A 19,946-nucleotide genomic window follows, 5' to 3' on the forward strand; every position below is an offset into this window, starting at 1 on the left:
CGGCCGGTCAGGCGGCGGTGACGGCCGCGAAGCGGGTCGAGACGTCCTGCCAGTTGACGACGTCCCACAGCTTGGTGACGTAGTCCGGGCGGACGTTGCGGTACTGCAGGTAGTAGGCGTGCTCCCAGGCGTCGAAGGCCAGCAGCGGGGTGGTGCCCTGGCCGACGTTGCCGTGGTGGTCGTAGACCTGCTCGACGATCAGGCGCTTGCCGAGCGGCTCCCAGGAGAGGATGCCCCAGCCGGAGCCCTGGACGCCGGTGGTGGCGGTGGTGAGCTGCTTCTTGAACGCCTCGAAGCTGCCGAAGTGCTCGGTGATCGCGTCGGCGAGGGCGCCCTCGGGACGGTCGCCGCCCTCCGGGGAGAGGTTCTCCCAGAAGAGCGAGTGCAGCACGTGGCCGGAGAGGTGGAAGGCGAAGGTCTTCTGCAGACCGACCAGGCCGCCGAGCTGGTCCTTGTCGCGCGCCTCGGCGAGCTGCTCAAGGGTGTCGTTGGCGCCCTTGACGTAGGCCGCGTGGTGCTTGGAGTGGTGCAGCTCCAGGATCTCGGCCGACATCGCCCGCTCCAGGGCGGAGTAGTCGTACGGCAGGTCGGGAAGCGAGTAGGTGCTCATCAGGAGACGGGCCCTTTCAGCGAGTTCAGCGGTGGTGATCGTGCCGGGACCACACTATTGCGTATGGCTTGCAGGAACGAAGGGTGGGCTCCTGCATATTCCCCGTGTCCCGTCGTGCACAATGGACACTCAGATGTAATGAGCGCTAAGGGTGTGTGACCATGACCGGATCGCCGGTGGTGCTGGGGATCGAGTCGTCGTGCGACGAGACCGGTGCCGGCCTCGTCCAGGACGGGCGACTGCTCGGTCAGGCGGTGGCGTCCAGCATGGACGAGCACGCCCGCTTCGGCGGCGTGGTGCCGGAGATCGCCGCCCGCGCCCACGTGCACGCGATGGCGCCGGTGGTACGGGAGGCACTCGACCGGGCCGGACTGACCCTCGCCGACGTCGGCGCCGTCGCGGTGACGGCCGGCCCCGGCCTCTCCGGGGCGCTCCAGGTCGGGGTGGCCGCCGCCAAGGGCTACGCCTTCTCGCTCGGCGTCCCGCTCTACGGGGTGCACCACCTGGCCGGGCACGTCGCCGCCGCGACGCTGGACGGCGGGCCGCTGCCGAACCCCTGCGTGGTGCTGATCGTCTCCGGCGGGCACACCTCGCTGCTGCTGGTCCGCGACCTCGCCCGCGATCCGATCGTCCACCTGGGCGACACCCTGGACGACGCGGCCGGCGAGTGCTTCGACAAGGTCGCCCGGATCCTCCACCTGCCCTACCCCGGCGGGCCGGCGATCGACCGGGCCGCGCGCGAGGGCGACCCGAAGGCCGTCCGCTTCCCGCGTCCACTGACCGGCCGCGACGACGACCCCTACGCGTTCTCCTTCTCCGGCCTCAAGACCGCGGCCGCCCGCTGGGTGGAGGCCCAACGCGCGGCCGGTACCGAGCCGAAGGTCCCCGACGCGGCCGCCGCGCTCCAGGAGGCGATCGCCGACGTGCTGACCCGCAAGGCCGTCAGGGCCTGCACCGACCACGGGATCTCGACCCTGGTGGTGGTCGGCGGCGTCGCGGCCAACTCCCGGGTCCGGGCACTGGCCGAGCGGCGCTGCGCCTCGGCCGGGATCACCCTGCGGGTGCCGCCGCTGCGGTTGTGCACCGACAACGGCGCGATGGTCGCCGCGATCGGCGACCTGCTGGTCCGGGCGGGTGCCGAGCCGGCGCCCGCCGAACTGTCGATCGACCCGTCGGCGCCGCTGGAGTTCGCGGCGCTCGCACCGCTCGCCGCGACCCGGGCCGCCTGACCCGCACCCTCGTACCCCGGGCCGCCCGACCCGCTCCCCGCGACCCGGACCGCCGCGGTGACCCCGCCCGCCCCGGCGACCTGACTGTCTTCTGACAACGTTTCGGTTGCGGCGGGGTCGAATCCGATCCGAGGCCTTCCCGCCGCCGCGCGACATGTGCCATTTTACATGTCACACATCGAGCGGTCGCGTCCCCCAACTACGCGGCCCCGAACGGCCCCGGAGGCCCCCACAGATGCGTCCCTCCCGGATATCCAAGGCCACGATGCGCGGAGTGCCCGCGCTCGGCGCGGCCTTCTTCCTCGCGCTCGGCCTGCTCGCCCCCCAGAGCCAGGCCGCACCGGTGGGTCCGTCCGCAGCAGCGGCCAGGACCACCACCGGCACCACCTCGGCACCGGCGCCGAAGTCGATCCCGGTCCCCAAGTCCCCCGACGCGAGCATCGGCGACCGCCCGCTCGCCTCGGAGACCGCCGGCAAGGCCACCAGCCCCAAGGCGGCGCCGCAGACCCCGGCGGCCGCCACCAAGAGCGCGAAGCAGTTCTCGGCCGCCGCGGCGGCGGTCGACTGCAACCTCTCCGGTGTGATGACCTCCTCGGGCAGCGCGCTGGTCCAGCAGCTCAAGGCGCTCCCCGACGTCACCTGCACCTACCCGCTGTTCGACCTCACCGGGACCGACGCCGGAAAGGTCTTCCGCGAGGCCCAGATGGTGACCGTCTCCGACGCGCTGCGCGCCGCCTCTGCCACCTACTCCGGCGACAACAGCGCCGGCATCGGCCAGTTGGTGATGTTCCTGCGCGCCGGCTACTACGTGCAGGGCAACAACTCCGCCGCCGTCGGCGCCTACGGCATCGCGCTGCAGACCTCGATCCGCGGCTCGCTGGACGCCTTCTTCGCCGCCCCGCGCAGCCAGGACGTCACCGAGGCCAACGGCGCGACCCTCAACGAGGCCGTCACGCTGATCGACAGCGCCCACGAGAACGGCCGCTACGCGGGCGTCGTCAAGCGCCTCCTGGCCGGCTACACCGGCGGCTGGCCGAACGCCATGACCACCGCCGTCCAGCACGCCGGGTGGGTCATCGAGGGCGGGTTCGACGCCAAGCGCGCCGACTCCGGCTTCGTCGCCGCCCTCCAGGCCGACCCGACCATCGCCACCACCTGGGCCGCCTTCGTCACCCGCAACTCCGCCCAGCTGAACGGCGGCGACGTGGTCACCGGCGTCGGCATGCTGCTCGGCAACCTGGTCGGCAACGACACGCTGCGGGCCCAGGGCCGCCCGCTGGTCAAGGACCTGATCAACCGGTACCCGCTGGTCGGCGCCACCGGCCCGCTCACCATGAACCTGGTCTGGTTCGCCGAGAAGCAGGACAAGGGCAACTGTTCCTACTACGGCACCTGTGACCTGCCGACCCGGCTCGTCCCGCTGGTCCTGACCGTCAACCACACCTGCAACGCCAACCTGCGGATCCGGGCCCAGGACATGACGGCCCAGCAGCTGTCCGACACCTGCACCAGCCTGATCAACCAGGACGCCTTCTTCCACAAGGTCATCAAGGACAACGGGGCGATCCCCGGCGACCTGAACACCAACCTGGAGGTCGTCGCCTTCGACGACTACTACAACTACTCGCTGTACGCCTGGATCATGTACGGCATCGACGTCGACAACGGCGGCATGTACGAGGAGGGCAACCCGGCCGCGGCCGGCAACCAGGCCCGCTTCATCGCCCACGAGGCCGACTGGCTGCGCCCGACCTTCCAGATCTGGAACCTCAACCACGAGTACACCCACTACCTCGACGGCCGCTACGACATGGCCGGCGACTTCGAGGCCGGCATGACCACCCCCACCATCTGGTGGGTCGAGGGCATCGCCGAGTACATCTCGTACAGCTACCGCAACGAGCGCTACGCCGCCGCCATCACCGAGGCCGGCAAGAAGACCTACAAGCTGAGCGAGCTCTTCGACACCACCTACGACAACGCCGACTCGACCCGGATCTACAACTGGGGCTACCTGGCCGTCCGTTACATGCTCCAGTCGCACCCGCAGGACGTGAACACGCTGCTCGCCAAGTACCGGGCGGGCGACTGGAACGGTGCCCGCACCCTCCTGAAGCAGACCATCGGCACCGGCTACGACGCGGACTTCGCGACCTGGCTGACCGCCTGCGCGGCCGACAACTGCGGCACCCTGCCGACCGGCGGCCAGGCCCCGCTCTGCACCGTCGCCGACACCCGCCAGTTCGACAAGAACTGCCGCCGGGACAACGTCGCGGCCACCACCGGCAACTACAGCTACAGCTTCCTGAACCTGCCCGCCGGCGTGAAGCAGCTGACCATCACCAACCCGCCCGCCGGCTGGGTCTACTTCAGCCTCTACGCCCAGCAGGGCTTCGCCGGCGTGAGCGTCACCACGCAGTACCAGTAGGCGCCGTACCAGGAGACGCCGTACCAGGGGGTCGAACCGCCCGGTGGTGACACCGCCGGGCCATCGGTTCCACCGACGGCGGAGGGCCCCGCCGCACCGGCGGGGCCCTCCGCCGTGCCGGCCGGATCACGGTCGGCACGGCGGAGGGGTCGGTGCGGCGACCGGCACGCCCCCGAGGGCTGTTCGCCCTGACAACGTTTCGGTTGCGACGGCCGGCAATCCGGTCCGAGGCCTTCCCCGCACCATGCGACATGTGCCATTTTACATGTCACACATCGAGCCGCGTTCCCCAACAGCGGCCACAACGGCCCCGGAGGCCCCCACAGATGCGTCCCTCCCGGATATCAGCGGCCAACGCGCGCAGAATTCCCGCGCTCGGCGCCGCCTTCTTCATCGCGCTCGGCCTGTTCACGCCCCAGAGCCAGGCCGCCCCCGTCGGCGCCACGGCCCCGGCCGGCGTGAGCACCGCCGGAGCCGCCTCCTCGTCGCCGCGGTCGATCCCGGTCCCCAAGTCGCCGGACGCCACGAACAGCAGCACCTTCAAGCTCTCCTCGCAGGACTACGGCAAGGAGTCCACCGCGCCCGCCGCGCCGGCCACCGCGCCCGTCAAGGCGGCCAAGCAGTTCTCGGCGGCCGCCGGCGATCCCTGTCCGGATCTCTCCGGGCTGATCAACGCCACGGGCGGCGCGCTGGTCCAGCAGCTCAAGGCGCTGCCGAACGTCCCCTGCGCCTACCCGCTGTTCAACCTCACCGGCACCGACGCCGGCAAGGCCTTCGCCGAGTCCCAGATGGTGACCGTCGCCAACGCCCTGCGCGACGCCTCCGCCACCTACCCGGGCGACAACAGCACCTCCGTCGGGCAGCTGGTGATGTTCCTGCGCGCCGGCTACTACGTGCACGAGACCCGCCCGACCGAGGTCGGCACCTACGGCGCGGCGCTCGACACCGCGACCCGCGGCGCGCTGGACGCCTTCTTCGCGGCCCCGCACAGCAAGGACATCACCGACGCCAACGGCGACACCCTCAACGAGGTCGTCACGGTGATCGGCCAGTCCAAGACGCTCGGCCGGTACACCGGCGTCCTCCAGCGGATGCTCGCCGGCTACAACGGCACCTGGCCGCAGAAGATGAACCTGTCCCTGCAGCACTTCGACTGGATCATCGAGGAGGGCTTCGACCCCAAGGGCGACAGCCAGGGCCTGAAGGCGGCCCTCAAGGCCGACAGCGGCCTCCTCACCGCCTGGGCCGACTTCATCACCCGCAACGACGACCTGCTGAACCGCGACGACATGGTCAGCAACATGGGCCGCTACCTCGGCTACGCCCTCGTGGTCCCCGAGCTCAAGCCCCAGCTCCGGCCGCTGCTCAAGGACCTGATCAACCGGTACCCGAACGTCGGCCCCACCGCCCCGATCACCATGAACCTGGCCTGGGCGACCCGCAAGTTCGACAAGGGCAACTGCGCGGCCTACGGCATCTGCGACCTGAACACCCGCCTGATGCCGGTGATCCTGCCGCTCCAGCACACCTGCAACGCGGGGCTGAAGATCCGCGCCCAGGACATGTCCCCCGCGCAGCTGGCCGCCACCTGCACCAGCCTGATCAACGAGGACGCCTACTTCCACAAGGTGATCGGCGACAAGGGCGCGATCCCCGGTGACGTCAACACCGACCTGGAGGTCGTCGTCTTCGACGACTACTACAACTACTCGCTGTACGCCTGGTCCTTCTACGACATCGACGTGGACAACGGCGGCATGTACGAGGAGGGCAACCCGGCCCTGCCCGGCAACCAGGCCCGCTTCATCGCCCACGAGGCCAGCTGGCTGCGTCCGAGCTTCCAGATCTGGAACCTCAACCACGAGTACACCCACTACCTCGACGGCCGCTACAACATGGCCGGCGACTTCGAGGCCGGCATCGTCACCCCGACCATCTGGTGGGTCGAGGGCATCGCCGAGAACATCTCCTACGGCTACCGCAACGTCCGCAACAGCGACGCGATCGCCGAGGCCGGCAAGAAGACCTACAAGCTGAGCGAGCTCTTCGACACCGTCTACGACCAGACCGGGGACCCGGACGTCAACTCGAACCGGGTCTACCGGTGGGGCTGGCTGGCCGTCCGCTACATGCTCCAGGAGCACCGCGCGGACATCGAGAACGTGCTCACCAAGTACCGTGCCGGTGACTGGAACGGTGCCCGCACCATCCTGAAGCAGACCATCGGCACCAGCTACGACGCCGGGTTCGACACCTGGCTGACCACCACCTGCGCGACCAACGACTGCGGCCCGCTGCCGGAGGCCCCGGTCACCCCGACCACCCCCCTCTGCACCGTCGCCGACACCCGCCAGTTCGACAAGAACTGCCGCCGGGACAACGTCGCGGCCACCACCGGCAACTACAGCTACAGCTTCCTGAACCTGCCCGCCGGCGTGAAGCAGCTGACCATCACCACCACCGGCGGCACCGGCAACGCCGACCTGTACTACGGCGGCGGCAGCTGGGCCACCACCGGCAACGCCCTGGCCAAGTCCACCAACGCCGGCAACGGCGAGACGCTGACCATCACCAACCCGCCCGCCGGCTGGGTCTACTTCAGCCTCTACGCCGGACAGCAGGACTTCGCCGGCGTGAGCGTCACCACGCAGTACCAGTAGGACGGTCGCGGTACTCCACGCACCACGGCACTCCCGGCGAAGGGCCCCGCTCCGGCGGGGCCCTTCGTCATGCCCCGGGTCCGGCCGGCCCGGCGGACCAGGTGACCAGCGGCGGGCGGACGGCGGCGCAGAGCGGGTGCCCCTTGACGTCGGTCAGCCCGAGCCGGGCCACCAGCAGGCCGCCGCGCACGGCCGCCTCGACGGTGTCGCGCTCGACCGCCGCCAGCATCAGCTTGGCGCGGCGGAACATCGTGAAGCCCCCGGCCCCGCCCGCGACCCAGGAGAGGTAGACGAACCGGGCCCCCGGGCCACCCTGGACGTACGGGCCGAGGAGGTCCGGTCCCGGGAGGTCCGGTCCGGCCTTCACCGTGCACTCCAGCGTCCAGACCGCCCCGGCCGCGTCACCGGCCACCGGGTCGAGCAACTCCCCCGGCCTGCCGCGCCGCTGCACCGCGACGTGGATGTCGTCGTAGCCCGGAAAGCCCGGGGCCCCGGGGCAGCTGCGCCCCGGAAGGTCGGTGGCCTCGATCCTGATCCGCACGCTCGTGTTCGCCATGGCACCATCCTGCCGCGCGGCACCGTGCGGGCCCGCGCCGGACCGCGCCGGACCCACTCCTGTGGCAGGCCCGCCCGGCCGCCGTCAGGATGGGAGGCCAGGGCCCAGCCCCGACCCGATCGGAGTGCGATGACCGACCAGCACAACGTCGTCCTGCTGACCTTCCCGGACCCGTCCACCTGCCGTCCCGCGTTCGAGGAGGCGGAGCACCTGCCCGGCCTGCGGCAGGCCGCCGTGCTGGAGCGCTCCGCCGACGGCCTGCTGGAGACCAAGGAGGGCTACGTCCGCGGCGCCGGAGTGGCGACCGTGGGCTCGGGCGTGGTCGGCGGTCTGATCGGACTGCTCGGTGGGCCGATCGGCTCCCTGCTGGGCTTCGCGGCCGGTGCGGCACTCGGCAACGCCGCCGAGGAGGGCCGGGCCGCCACCGGCGGGGCCGGGCTGATCGTGCTCTCGCCGCGGGTGCCGGACGGGACGGCGATGCTGGTGCTGGACATCCGCGAGGAGTCGCCGGCCGCCGCCGACGCGTTCGCCGCCCGGCACGGCGCCGCGGTCGAGCGGATCCCCGCCGAGGAGTTCGCCGAGCAGGTCCGCGCGGCCGAGCAGCGCGCCGAGGACTCCCCGGAGAACGGCCCGGGGGCCTGACGGCGCTCCGGGGGCCTGACGGCGGTCGGCGCCGAGCAGCACCCGGGCCGGGCCCCGTCGACTCCGCTACGGGGCGGTGCCGGGCAGCGGCAGGGCCTGGTCGAGGCTGTCCACCCAGAGGCGGGCGTAGGTCTTCAGGACGGCCATGGGCGCTCCGAATCGTCCGGACCTCGGCGGCCCTCGGCGCCGCCCGGTCTCCGCCGGTCACCTTAGGCCGCGTGCGTTCGGGTGCGGAAGACCGCCGTGTCCGGCGACCGGGGCGGCACCGGGCGACCGGGCGGCCACCGGGCAGCTCCGACGCGTCGTCAGCGCGGCGGAACCGGGCGGTCGTAGACGTTCTCCGGGGTCGCGATCTCGGTGATCGCCCGGGCGAGCAGGGTGGACGGCTCCTGGCCCTGGGAGACGATGTCCGTGTTGATCTCGATCACGAGGGTGGCCCGCTGCGCGGGCAGGTAGACGGCCACGGTCTCGTACCCGGGGATCGAGCCGTTGTGTCCGATCCATCCGCCGGTCTCGAAGATCCCGAGCCCGTAGCCGGTGCCGGGGAAGCCGGTCGGCAGCACCGTGAGCCGCTCGCGCTGGGTCCGCGGGCTGAGCAGCGTCCCGGTGGCGACGATCCTGGCCCAGCGGCGCAGGTCGTGCAGGTCCGAGATCATCGCTCCGGCCGCCCAGGCCCAGCTCGGGTTCCAGTCCGTGGCGTCCTCGGTCGCGCCGCTCGGGGTCTGGTCGGTGTAGCCGCGCGCGTGCGGCTCGGGGAACTCGGGCCCGGTCGGGAACAGCGTGCGGTGCAGGCGGGCCGGGCGCAGCACCCGCTGCTCGATCACGTCGACGAGACGGTGGCCGCTGACCTTCTCGACCACCAGGCCGAGCAGGACGAGGTTGGTGTTGGAGTACTGGAACGTCTCCCCCGGGCCGAAGGTGTTCGCGTGCCGGAAGCCGTAGGCGAGCACCTCGCGCGGGGTGAAGGAGCGGCTCGGGTCGCTCTCCAGCGCCCGGACGAAGTCCGGGTCGGCGGTGTAGGGGAACAGGCCGCTGCGCATCTCGGCGAGCTGGCGCAGGGTGATGTCGGTGCCGCAGGGCACGCCCTCGACATAGTCGGAGATCGGGTCGTCCAGCCCGATCAGACCGTCGTCGACCAGTTCGAGCAGCGCGGTGACGGTGAAGGTCTTGGTCTCGCTGCCGATCCGGGTGTACCCGTCGGTGGTCATCGGCCGGCCGGTGGCCTGGTCGGCGACGCCGGTCGCGCGGACGTAGCCGCCCTTGCCGGGCAGCCACAGTCCGACGGCGACGCCGGGGATGCCGGCCTGCCGGCGGACGTCCTCGATGGCCCGGTCCAGCCTGGCGGTCAGCTCGGGGCCGAGGCCGCCCGCCGGGTGGTCGTCCTGCTCGTACCGGTCGTCCTCGTCGTACCGGTCGTCCTGGTCTTCCTGGTCGTACCGGTCGTACGGGTCGGTGTTCGCGGCGTGGACGGCGGTGGCGGGAGCAACCGCCGTGGCGGGAGCGGCCGCGGTCGGGGCCAGTACGGACAGCGCGAGGAGCGCTGCCGCGATCAGGCGGCGGGAGGGGGTACGTCGCATGGCGGGCGCCTCTTCCATCTCAGGGGCTCAGATGGCAAAGGTCACCACTCGGACCGCGGGCGGGGGTGCCCGTCCGGCACGCCTCCCGGTGAGTCCACTCGTTCGGCGCCGACCCGCCGCCCGGGGCCTCCCGCCGGTGCCCGGACCGGCGCGCCGCCGGTCCGGGCACCGGGCTCACCCCGAGCTGTCCCGGACGATCAGTTCGGCCGGCAGCACCAGGCCCCCGCCCGGCGGCCGCTCTCCCCGGACCTGGGCCAGCAACAGCCGCACCAGTCCGGCCGCGATGGCCGGCAGCGGGAGCCGGACGGAGGTCAGCGCGGGGTGCAGGTGCCGACAGAGCGGGGTGTCGTGGAAGCCCACCACCGCCACGTCCCGGCCGACCGTCAGGCCTTCGGCCCGGACCGCCTCGTAGACGTCGAGGGCCAGCAGATCGCTGCCCGCCGCCACGGCGGTCGGGCGGCCGGGCCCGCGCAGCAGCGCCCGCACCGCCGCCACGCCGGCGCCGGCGCGGTCCGCCTCGGCGCCCCCCGGTGCGCCGCCCCGCCGCGCCGGCTCCACCACGGTCAGGCCCCGCCGGTCCGCCTCCGCCCGGAAGCCCTCGCGCCGGTCGGCCATCCACGGCAGCGCGGCCGCGCCGCCGACGAAGCCGACCCGGCGGTGGCCCCGGTCCGCGAGGTGCCCGGCCACCTCCGCCGTCGCCGCGGCGTTGTCGATGTCCACCCAGTGCTGCGGGCGGTCCGCGCCGGTCCGTCCGAAGGCGGCGAACGGGACGCCGGAACGGACGACGTGGGCGACCCGGGGGTCGTCCGTCAGGACGTCCGCCAGCACGAGGCCGTCGACCTGGCGGGCCGCCAGCAGCTCGTCGATCGCCGGCCGGGGGTCCGCCGTGCCGGGCGCCGGGCGGAAGAGCAGCACCCGCTGCCCCTCGGCTCCGGCCGCGTCGACCAGGGCCTCCAGGAAGCCGGCCATCAGCGGATTGGGGTCGAACGGGTCGTCCACCGGGGCGAGGTAGCCGAGGGTGCGACGGGCCCCGGTGCGCAGGGCGCGGGCCGACTGGTCCGGCTGGTAGCCGAGCCGCTCGACGGTCGCGGTGACCCGGGCCAGGGTTTCCGGCCGGACCTTCTGCGGTGCGTTGATGGCGTTGGAGACGGTCTGCCGGGACACCCCGGCCGCGCGGGCGACCTCCTCGATCGTGGTGGCGCCGCGGCGCGGCCGGGCCGCTGCCTCGGACATGGGTCCTCCGCTCGGTCGGTCTGGGGGGTGTGCGGTCACGGAGCCAGGCAATCACATGCCCGCCCCGGACCGGCGGCCGGTCGGGCCGCCGGTCCGGGGCGGGCGGGGTCAGGCCCGGCGAAGCGTCAGCAGCCCGCCGCGCGGGACCGGGACGACCGCCGACCCGGTCAGGTCGAGGGCGCCCTGCCACAGGACGCGGCCCCGGGCGTCCTGGACGGTGGCCTCCGCCTGTCCGGTGCCGCCGACCAGGTGGACCTCGGGGTCGTTGTCGGCGTTGGCGACCAGCAGGGTGCGCCACGCTTCGGCGACCGCCCGGACGGGCAGCGGGGCGTACCGCGCGACCACCACGGTGTCCGGGCCGACGGCCGTGACCAGCGGGTAGCCGAGCTCCGGCCGGGACGGGCGCAGCTCGCCGAGCTGGAGGGTGGCGAGGTGCTCGCGCACGACGCCGAGCCAGAAGGCGAGGGCCTCGCGCTGCTCGGGGGTCTGGGTCGCCAGGTCGACCGAGATCTGCGGCACCGAGAACAGTACGTTGATCAGGTGGCAGGCGACCTGCTCGGGCGGCTCCGCCGGGTGCCACATGAGCATGTCGGCGTGGACCGCCATCGGCCCGGCGACCAGCCGGGTGTCGATGGTGCGGTGCCGGTTCTCGGCCGGGCTGAGCGGGCAGTCGATGGCCCGGACCATGGTGGCGTAGGGCCAGAGGCCGGGGCTGACGTAGGGCTGGCGGTGCTCGATCATGGCCTGCGGCCGGGCGGCGGTGATCCGGCCGCGGATCCCGGCGAGCAGCCGCTCGACGCCTTCGGCCACGGTGGCGCAGTCCGCCTCGGGCCCGGCCTCGGGCGGGTCCTGGACGTCGAACCAGTCCACGAAGTCGATCTTCAGTCCGTCCATCCCCCACTCCTCGACCGCCCGGGCCAGCCGGTCGGTGAGGTGGTCCCGGACGACGGCGTAGCGCGGGTCGGCGACGATCACGCCCATCTTGTCGTTCTCGCTCAGCGCGTACCGGCCGAGCTTCTTCGCGGCCTCGCTGTCCAGGCCGATGAACGGCAGCGCGTACCAGAGCATGTACTGGACGCCGAGGTCGTGCACCCGCCGGACGTGGGCGGCGGTGTCGGGCAGCGAGACCGGCTCCCAGTCCCCGCAGTGCGCGTAGCCGCGGGTGCGGTCGCCGGTCATCCAGCCGTCGTCGACGATGATCACGTCGAGCCCCAGCTCCTTGCCGAGGGCGGCCTGGGTCTCGACCGCCTCGGGGCTGACCTCCTGGTGCAGCGAGTACCAGGTCGAGTAGGCCGGGAGGCGGGCGGCGTCCGGGACGTCGGCCTGGCGGTCGGCCCACCACCAGCCGGCGATCCCGGCCAGGCAGCGGGCGAAGTGCCGGCGCGAGGTGTCGATCCGGACCGTCAGCCGCCCGGCGGCCTGCACCCAGAACCGGAACTCGCCGGACTCCTCGACGACTCCGGCACCGGCCAGGACGTCCACCCGGTCGGCGGCGAAGGCGCAGATCGCCACGTCGCCGGTGCCGACGAGCGCGGCGACCGGCGCGCCGCGGGTGAGCGAGGTGCGCCGCGGCGCGCTCCAGGCCGCCGGCAGCCGGCCGCCGAGGCCGGCCTCCGGGGTCCAGAAGGCGGTCGCGTCGACGCACGGGACGCGCCATTCGATCCGCACCTCGCCCGCGTCGGCCGCGGTGACCTCGATGACGCCCTCGTCGGTCACCCGGGCCGCGGCCTCGCCGGTGACCAGCAGCTCCAGCCCGTCGACGGCCAGGGTGCGGGGTCGGCCGGCGGCCGCCGCACCCGCGTGCGGCTCCCAGATCTGTTCCATGGTCAGCCCTTCGTAGCGCCGGCCAGCAGGCCGGAGATGAACTGCCGCTGAAGGACCAGGAAGAGGACCATCATCGGCACGGTGGAAACGGCGGTCCCGGCGAGGATCGCGCCGTAGTCGGTGGTGCTCTTCATGCCGTGGAGCGTGGCGAGCGCCACCGGCAGGGTGTGCATGTCGGCGCTGCGCAGCGCGATCAGCGGCCAGACGAACTGGTTCCACGACCCCAGGAAGAGGAAGATGGACAACGCGGCGAGCACCGGGCGCATCACCGGGACGACCACGCTCCACAGCACCCGGAACTCGCCGGCGCCGTCGACCCGGGCGGCGTCCAGGAGTTCGTCCGGCATCCCGCTCAGGGACTGGCGCATCAGGAAGATCGCGAACGGCACGCACAGGCCCGGGAGCACGACGGCCTGGTAGGTGTCGAGCAGGCCGAAGGACATCATCATCTTGAACAGCGGCACCAGCATCACCTGCTCCGGCACCACCAGGGTGGAGAGCAGCAGGGCGAACAGCACGGTGCGGCCGCGGAAGCGGAACTTGGCGAAGGCGTAGCCGGCCAGCAGGGCGACGATCAGCGCGCCCACCGTCTGCAGCCCGGCCACCAGCAGCGAGTTGAGGAGCACCCGGCCCAGCCCGATCTTGGCCTGGAGGCGGTCGACGTTGTCGCCGAAGGCGTCGCCGGGCAGCAGCGCGGGCGGCCAGGAGAAGATCTCGCTGTCCTTGTGGCTGGCGGCGACCACCAGCCAGTAGAAGGGGCCGACCGACAGTCCGGCGACGGCGGCCAGGAGGAGGGTCAGGGGCAGGCCGCGCAGCCGCTTCGTCCGGGCGCCGCCGCGGCCGGCCCCCGTCCCCTCGCCGGGGCCGCCCGGGCCGCCGGTCCGGCGCCTGCCGACGCGGTCGTCGCGCCGACTCCCGCTCCGCGTGGTCGTGGTACTCATGAACGCTCTCCCATCAGGCGCATCTGGACGGCGCCGAGCACCGACACGATCAGGGTGAGCGCGTAGGCGATGGCGGAGGCGTAGCCGAAGTCGAAGTACCGGAAGCCGTTCTCGTACAGGTACATCGAGACGGTGAGGGTGGCGTTGTCCGGGCCGCCGCGGGTCAGCACGTAGGGCTCGTCGAAGAGTTGCAGCGTGCCGATGGTGGAGAGCACCACCGTGAAGAGCAGCACGGGCCGCAGCGCCGGTACGGTGATCGACCAGAAGCGGCGCAGCGGTCCGGCGCCGTCCACCATCGCGGCCTCGTACAGCTCCTTGGGGATGCCCTGCAGTCCGGCCAGGTAGATGACGGCGTTGTAGCCGGTGTAGTGCCAGGTGAGGACGAGGACGACGGACATCCGGGACCAGAACGGATTGCCGAGCCAGTCCACCGAGGGCAGGCCGACGGCGTCCAGGAGCCAGTTGACGGCGCCCTGGTCGGTGTTGAGCAGGAAGGCGAACATCACGCCGGTGGCCACCAGGCCGGTGACGGAGGGCATGAAGACGCCGAGCCGCCACACGGCGCGCCAGCGCACGAAGACCGAGTTGATGCCGACGGCCAGGAAGAGCGCCAGTACGAGCATCAGCGGCACCTGGACCACGAGGATCACGCCGGTGTTGCGCAGGGCCGTCCAGAACAGCGGGTCGTCCAGCAGTCGCCGGTAGTTGGCCAGCCCGGCGCCCTTGGTGGCCGAACCCGCGCCGGTGGTCAGCGAGAGCAGCAGCGAGGAGATGATCGGGTAGGCCTTGAACACCGCGAAGAGGATCAGCGCGGGGGCGAGCAGCAGGTAGGGCAGGGCGCGGCGGCGCAGCACGGCCCGGCGCCGGGCCGGTGTCGCCACCGCCCCGACGGGCTCGACGAGTCGGGCGGTGGCGGTCATGCGATGGTGCGCCCGGTCTGCTGGGCGAGCTGCTTGGCCGCTTCCTGGAGCACGGCCGCCGGGTCCGCGCCCTTGACGAGGACCTTGACCTGGGCGTCGCTGGCGAGCTTCAGCGCGCGGGCGTAGTCGCCGGAGTAGTTGGTGGCGTCCGCGCCCTCGCCGAGCAGGTCGGCGAAGGTCTTCAGGACGGGCTGGCCGCCGTAGTAGCGGTTCGGCGCCGCGTACATCGGATCCGCGTAGGCCGCCGTCAGGGAGGGGAAGACGCCGCCGGCGGTGAACATGCCGTTGACCGAGGCCGGCCGGGTGAGCGCGTACTCGACGAACTTCCAGGCGGCGACCCGGCGGGGGCTGGAGGCCGCGACGGCGAGGTGGGTGGAGTTGACGATCGCGGCGCGCTTGCCGCCGGCGGTGACCGCCGGGGGCCGGGCGAGGCGCCAGTTCCCGCTCTGGTCGGGGAGCTTGGTCTCCAGGTAATGCGCGGCCCAGGCGGGCAGCGGGGCGACGGCGACCTTGCCGGCCTTCACCAGGTTGAGCCAGCCCTGGTCACCGGCCGCGTCGCCGACCAGCCCGGCGTCGTCCAGGCGCTTGAGGACGGTGAGCGCGCGCACCGCCTCCGGGGAGCCCAGGGTGATGGCGCCCTTGAGGTCGAAGTAGAAGGCGCCCTGCAGCTGCATCAGCGACTGCAGGAAGTCGAGGTCGGTCTCGGGGGTCGCGGGCTTGTTGATGCCGATCAGGGATATCCCCGGGTTGGCCGCCTTGAACGCGTCGGCGCCGGCGAGCACGTCGTCCCAGGTCTGGAAGGTGCTCGGGTCCAGGTTGGCCTTGTCGAAGTAGTCCTTGCGGTAGTAGAAGCCCAGCGGGTTGACCTCCCAGGGCAGCGCGTAGGCATGGCCGTCCTTGCCGCTGACCACCGGCCAGAGCCCTTGGACGAACTTGTCCTTGTGGGAGTCGGCGCCGAGCGCCGAGAGGTCGGCCAGGCCGCCGGGGAACTTCTCCAGGTAGCCGGGGAGGTAGTCGCAGCCGATGTGCAGCACATCGGCGAGGCCCTGCCCGCCGGCGGCCAGGCCGACGGTGATCTTGTCCCAGATCGCCGGGTTGCCGACGTCCTGGACGTCGATCTTGATCCCCGGGTTGTCCTTCTCGAAGGCCGGGACGACGCCGCGCAGCGCCTGGGCCGCGGTGGTCCAGGACCAGACGGTGACGGTGCCGGTGGCGGCGTCACCGCCGCTGCCGGAGAGGGAGTCGGACCCGCCGCAGGCGGCGAGCGCGCCGCCCGCGGTGAGGGCGAGCGCGCCGGCGCCGGTGGCGCGCAGCAGGTCCCGACGGGAGACAGATGACATGGCTGACCTCTCTGAGGGGTGGTGGTGGGGTGGGGCACGGCACCCCCGCGGGTGGCGACGGGGTGCGACGGAGAGCTGGAGCGACGGGCGGGGCCGGTCGGGCCGGCGGGGCGGGGCGGGCGGACGGGAGGCGCGGGGCGGCGGGCGCCGGTCAGCCCGTGGGCACCGCGCCCAGCGCCTCGGTGAGACGGGCGACGGCGTCCGACCGGTCGGTGGAGGCGTGCGGCGAGAGCCGGATCCAGGGCGCGCGCAGGGTGGTGGCGAGGCCGGCCGCCGTCAGGGCGGCGTGGACGGCCGAGGGGTCGGCGCCCGGCAGGTGGAAGCGGCCGATCCCGCTGCCCGTGGCCGATCCCGCGCCGGCCGGGCGCTCCCCCGGGCCGGTCGCCCCGCCGCCCGCCGTCCGCGCGCCCAGTGTGCGGGCGGCGGCCAGCAGGGCGTCGAGCGTCCCGCCGATCCGGGCGTTGATCGGCCCGACACCGACCGACCGGACGAGCTCCAGGGCCGCGCCCAGGGCGGCGACGGCCGGTCCGTCGGGGTTGGTGAGGGTATGGGCGACGGCGCCCGACCGGGCCGGGCGGGGGTGGTCGGTAGCGCCGATCGGGTCGATGACGCCGGACCAGCCCCCGAGCCCGGGTTCGAGCAGCCCGGCGACGCGGTCGCGCACCAGCAGCAGCGCGGCGCCCCAGCCGGCCCGCAGCCACTTCTGGCCGCCGGAGGTGAGCACATCGGCGGCCTCGGCGTCGAAGTCGACCGCGCCGAGTGCCTGGATGGCGTCCACCACGAGGACCCGGTCCGGTCCGATCACCTCCTTGATGGCGGCCAGCGGCGCCCGGAACCCGGTCGCGGAGTCCACCGCGCAGACCGACACCGCCCGCACCCGGTCGTCCAGGTGGGCCCGGACGGAGTCGGCGGTGACCGGACCGTCGATCAGGCGCACCGCGAGGCGGCCGTGGTCGGCCGCCCGCAGCCAGGGGTAGACGGCCCCGGGGAAGTCGTCGCGCCCGACCAGGACCACGCCCCCGCCCCGGACGGCGTGGGCGGCCGCGAACATCCCGTGCGAGGTCGACCCGACGAAGGCGATCTCGTGCGGCAGGCAGTCGAGCAGCTCCGCCGCCGTCCGCGCCGTCCGCGCCACCGCGCGGTCCAACTCGTCCAGCGCGGCGAGCCCCTGGCCGTGCATCAACTCGGCGGACCGGGTCAGCACCGTGCGCACATCGGCCGAGACCGGCCCGACCCGCGCGAAGTCCAGATAGCCGGCCGGCTCGTCGAACTGCCGCAGGTACGCGGGGAGAGTCCACGCCGACATGAGACAACCCTTCGATTTGAACGTTCAAACAGACATAACTCATCAGAACCAAACAGGTTCAAACGAGAGAGCCACAGTGAAGCTCGCACTCCGGGCGACGTCAAGACCCCGAACGAAGAACACGAATGGATAACGTGGACGCAATCTCTTGCAAGTGCAATTTCACATTACTATGTTACGTACTGTCATCCCCCTCCCCGCTGTCGCTCGGCGGGCCCCTCCCCACCGCCACCCCCCTCGGCGGTCCTCGGGCATGACACCCCCACGCAGGACACCCCCCACGCCCCACCGAGGAGTTCCGGTGCCCACCTCCAGAACCGTGCGCAACACCCTGCTCTCCGCGGCCCTCGCCACGGCCCTCGCCGTGCCGCTGCTGCAGAGCGCCCAGGCCGTCGGCGCCGCTCCGGCCGTCACCGTCCGTGAGCTCACCTCCGGCGCCGCCCGGACCCCGGCACAGGCACCCGGCCAGGCCGCCGACCAGGTCGCCCACCGGGGCGCCCCCGGCGGGGCCACCTCCGTCGGCCCGCAGGGCGGGCCCGGCGCCGCCGCGCTCCAGCCCACCACCGGCACCCCCGAGAGCGACCCGGCCGAGGCCGCCCTCGCCGCCGTCACCGCCCAGGCGACGCCCTGCCCGCCCGAGGTGTTCACCTCCCTCACCCCGGCCCAGCTGGCGGACTTCCTGACCGACCGCGGCCACAGCTACCAGGACTGCCTGCGTCCGCTGCTGACCAGTTGGAACGTTCAAACCGCCAAGGTCATGACTCCCGCGCACGTCCAGGCCGTCGCCGCGCGGATCAGCCAGCTCTCCTCGCGCTTCGACAGCGCCAACAACCTCAACCAGCAGGAACTCTGGTACTACCTGCACATAGCCGTCTACTTCGACTTCTCCTACGACGAGATCAACCTGGGTGACGCCGGCACCGTCGCCGCCATCGACCGCGCCATCCGCGACTACACCGCCAACCCGCGGGTGTTCGAGCCCACCACCACCAACGGCTCGACGATGGGCGAGCTGCTGCAGACCGGCAGCGCCCCCGGCCTGCGACTGGCGCGCATCCCACTGGTCAAGCAGATCGTCCGGACGTTCGCCCCCGGCAGCACCGTCATCGGTGACCAGGGCTGGAACTGGGCGGTCCAGGGCGCCCTGCAGATCAACTTCCAGGGCATCAGCAACGTCGGCGAGGACCCGCAGGGCCTGTTCCGCGCCGCGGTGGCCGCCGACGCCGACTACCGCGAGGCCTTCCGCGCCTACGCCGGCTACGCCCACCTCAAGGGGACCTACAGCGAGTGGGCCGCCTCCGACGCCATGCTGGAGTACGGTCGCTTCGCCCAGATCGACGCCCTGAAGGCCGAGGTGAAGTCCCGGATCGGCGCCCAACTGCAGCTCACCGAGGCGACCTTCGGCCGGATGAGCAAGCCCTGGGCCAACCTGGTCGGCCCGGTCAACGACCTCGGGCTCTGCGCGCAGTACGGCGTCTGCCGCGCCGACATCGAGAAGGCGCTCTTCCCGAACACCTTCAGCTACGACAACGGCGCCCTGGTCGTGCGCACCGCCCTCGACCGGGCCACCGCCGACCAGCTCTACTACGCCACCAAGCAGGTCAAGGCCCAGTTCTTCCGCGTCCTGGGCACCGACCAGCCGATCGCCGGCGACGACCACCCGGTGCTCACCGTCCAGCTGTACGACACCAAGAGCCACTACCAGGCCTTCCAGTCCACGCTGTTCGGCATCGGCGACGTCAACAACGGCGGCATGTTCCTGGAGGACCGCTCCACCTTCTACACCTACCAGCGGACCACCGAGGAGTCGTACTTCAGCCTGGAGGAGCTCTTCCGCCACGAGTACACGCACTACCTCAACGCCCGCTGGGCCATCCCCGAGTCCGGCTACACCACCCGCTGGCCCAGTGACGCGACCTTCGCCATGAACGAGGGCACCGCCGAGTACTTCGCCGGCTCCACCCGCGACGGCGGCGTGAAGGCCCGCAAGTACATGGTCCGCCAGGTCGGCTGGGACGACGAGGCCGGGGCCCCGCGGCTGACCGTCGACCAGGTCCTGCACGCCACCTGGGCCTCCCAGGGCTTCCGCGCCTACCCGTACGCGGCGACGTTCTTCAACCTGCTCGGCGAGAAGCACCCCGACCAGCTGGCCGAGATGTACCGCCTGCTGCGCGCCGACGACAAGGCCGGCTACGACGCCTGGCGCGACCGCCTCGGCCGGGACACCGCGCTCCAGCGCGAGTACAACGCCTACCTCGACGCCGAGATCCCGCTCGCCGACTCCCTCTACGTCCCGGTCACCAAGTACGCCGCGAACGGCTCGCTGCAGTACGCCTGGGCCTCCGAGGTCCAGTCCGCCTTCGCCGCCGCCACCCAGAACGCCCCGGTCTGCAAGGACAACGGCGACTGGAACAACAAGATGCGCTTCAGCTGCTCGGGACGCATCACCGCCAACCTCACCAACGCGGCCGACGCCGGCCGGGTCCGGGCCGACATGGCGGCCACCGTCGACACCTACCTGCTCAACCGGGGCGGCTCCGCCGCCAACAACCTGGCCGACATGAACTGCTGGTTCGGCAAGGTCGACGTCTGGCCCACCGGCCAGGCCGGCACCGCCGACTACAACTGCGAGGGCCCGCTGCGCCGTTGACGGACGAGGCCCGGCCCGGCCCGGCGACCG

The 19,946-nt window shown here is 72.5% G+C and carries 14 protein-coding genes; 5 read left to right on the forward strand and 9 right to left on the reverse strand.

Annotated features, from left to right (window positions below; all coding sequences use genetic code 11):
- Positions 1 to 7: 7 nt before the first annotated feature.
- On the reverse strand, positions 8 to 610 hold the full coding sequence (locus tag ACFXHB_RS08715; RefSeq protein WP_380573116.1) for a superoxide dismutase: 603 nt from the start codon (positions 608 to 610) through the stop codon (positions 8 to 10).
- A 161-nt stretch (positions 611 to 771) separates the two neighbouring features.
- Between ACFXHB_RS08715 and tsaD the strand changes: the two genes are divergently transcribed.
- The 3 genes from tsaD to ACFXHB_RS08730 all read left to right on the forward strand — a co-directional run bounded on the left by tsaD (position 772) and on the right by ACFXHB_RS08730 (position 6,927).
- Positions 772 to 1,839: a tRNA (adenosine(37)-N6)-threonylcarbamoyltransferase complex transferase subunit TsaD gene (gene tsaD / locus ACFXHB_RS08720; RefSeq protein ID WP_380573117.1), complete on the forward strand. Its 1,068-nt coding sequence runs from the start codon at positions 772 to 774 to the stop codon at positions 1,837 to 1,839.
- 265 nt (positions 1,840 to 2,104) lie between these two features.
- Entirely contained in the window at positions 2,105 to 4,267 is a 2,163-nt protein-coding gene (locus tag ACFXHB_RS08725; protein ID WP_380573118.1) for a collagenase, read from the forward strand.
- A gap of 326 nt (positions 4,268 to 4,593) precedes the next feature.
- Positions 4,594 to 6,927, forward strand: coding sequence for a collagenase (locus ACFXHB_RS08730; RefSeq protein ID WP_380573119.1), 2,334 nt, complete (start codon positions 4,594 to 4,596; stop codon positions 6,925 to 6,927).
- 67 nt (positions 6,928 to 6,994) lie between these two features.
- On the opposite strand, the gene ACFXHB_RS08735 is transcribed toward ACFXHB_RS08730, so the two are convergent.
- Positions 6,995 to 7,483: a DUF5990 family protein gene (locus tag ACFXHB_RS08735; RefSeq protein WP_380573120.1), complete on the reverse strand. Its 489-nt coding sequence runs from the start codon at positions 7,481 to 7,483 to the stop codon at positions 6,995 to 6,997.
- A 129-nt stretch (positions 7,484 to 7,612) separates the two neighbouring features.
- Here ACFXHB_RS08735 and ACFXHB_RS08740 point away from each other — a divergent pair, with 129 nt between their 5' ends.
- Positions 7,613 to 8,125 (forward strand): histidine kinase, encoded by a 513-nt coding sequence (locus tag ACFXHB_RS08740; RefSeq protein ID WP_380573122.1) that lies wholly within the window; start codon positions 7,613 to 7,615, stop codon positions 8,123 to 8,125.
- A 305-nt stretch (positions 8,126 to 8,430) separates the two neighbouring features.
- On the opposite strand, the gene ACFXHB_RS08745 is transcribed toward ACFXHB_RS08740, so the two are convergent.
- The 7 genes from ACFXHB_RS08745 to ACFXHB_RS08775 form a co-directional block, all read right to left on the reverse strand.
- Positions 8,431 to 9,702, reverse strand: a complete 1,272-nt coding sequence (locus tag ACFXHB_RS08745; RefSeq protein WP_380573123.1) for a serine hydrolase domain-containing protein — start codon at positions 9,700 to 9,702, stop codon at positions 8,431 to 8,433.
- A gap of 174 nt (positions 9,703 to 9,876) precedes the next feature.
- The gene (locus tag ACFXHB_RS08750; protein WP_380573124.1) at positions 9,877 to 10,935 is read right to left on the reverse strand and encodes a LacI family DNA-binding transcriptional regulator; all 1,059 of its coding nucleotides are present in this window, start codon (positions 10,933 to 10,935) and stop codon (positions 9,877 to 9,879) included.
- A gap of 108 nt (positions 10,936 to 11,043) precedes the next feature.
- The gene (locus tag ACFXHB_RS08755; RefSeq protein WP_380573126.1) at positions 11,044 to 12,759 is read right to left on the reverse strand and encodes a glycoside hydrolase family 36 protein; all 1,716 of its coding nucleotides are present in this window, start codon (positions 12,757 to 12,759) and stop codon (positions 11,044 to 11,046) included.
- Positions 12,760 to 12,761: 2 nt separating this feature from the next.
- Entirely contained in the window at positions 12,762 to 13,700 is a 939-nt protein-coding gene (locus ACFXHB_RS08760) for a carbohydrate ABC transporter permease (protein WP_380573127.1), read from the reverse strand.
- On the reverse strand, positions 13,697 to 14,620 hold the full coding sequence (locus ACFXHB_RS08765; RefSeq protein WP_380573128.1) for a carbohydrate ABC transporter permease: 924 nt from the start codon (positions 14,618 to 14,620) through the stop codon (positions 13,697 to 13,699). The genes ACFXHB_RS08760 and ACFXHB_RS08765 overlap by 4 nt, the downstream gene beginning before the upstream one ends.
- Entirely contained in the window at positions 14,617 to 15,960 is a 1,344-nt protein-coding gene (locus ACFXHB_RS08770; protein WP_380573129.1) for an ABC transporter substrate-binding protein, read from the reverse strand. The genes ACFXHB_RS08765 and ACFXHB_RS08770 overlap by 4 nt, the downstream gene beginning before the upstream one ends.
- Positions 15,961 to 16,111: 151 nt before the next feature.
- Complete coding sequence (locus tag ACFXHB_RS08775) at positions 16,112 to 17,266, reverse strand: aminotransferase class V-fold PLP-dependent enzyme (RefSeq protein WP_380573131.1); 1,155 nt, start codon at positions 17,264 to 17,266, stop codon at positions 16,112 to 16,114.
- A gap of 301 nt (positions 17,267 to 17,567) precedes the next feature.
- Between ACFXHB_RS08775 and ACFXHB_RS08780 the strand changes: the two genes are divergently transcribed.
- The gene (locus ACFXHB_RS08780) at positions 17,568 to 19,916 is read left to right on the forward strand and encodes a collagenase (protein ID WP_380573132.1); all 2,349 of its coding nucleotides are present in this window, start codon (positions 17,568 to 17,570) and stop codon (positions 19,914 to 19,916) included.
- The last annotated feature ends 30 nt before the right edge of the window (positions 19,917 to 19,946 follow it).

The organism is Kitasatospora sp. NPDC059327 (assembly GCF_042752535.1).
Taxonomy (GTDB): domain Bacteria; phylum Actinomycetota; class Actinomycetes; order Streptomycetales; family Streptomycetaceae; genus Kitasatospora.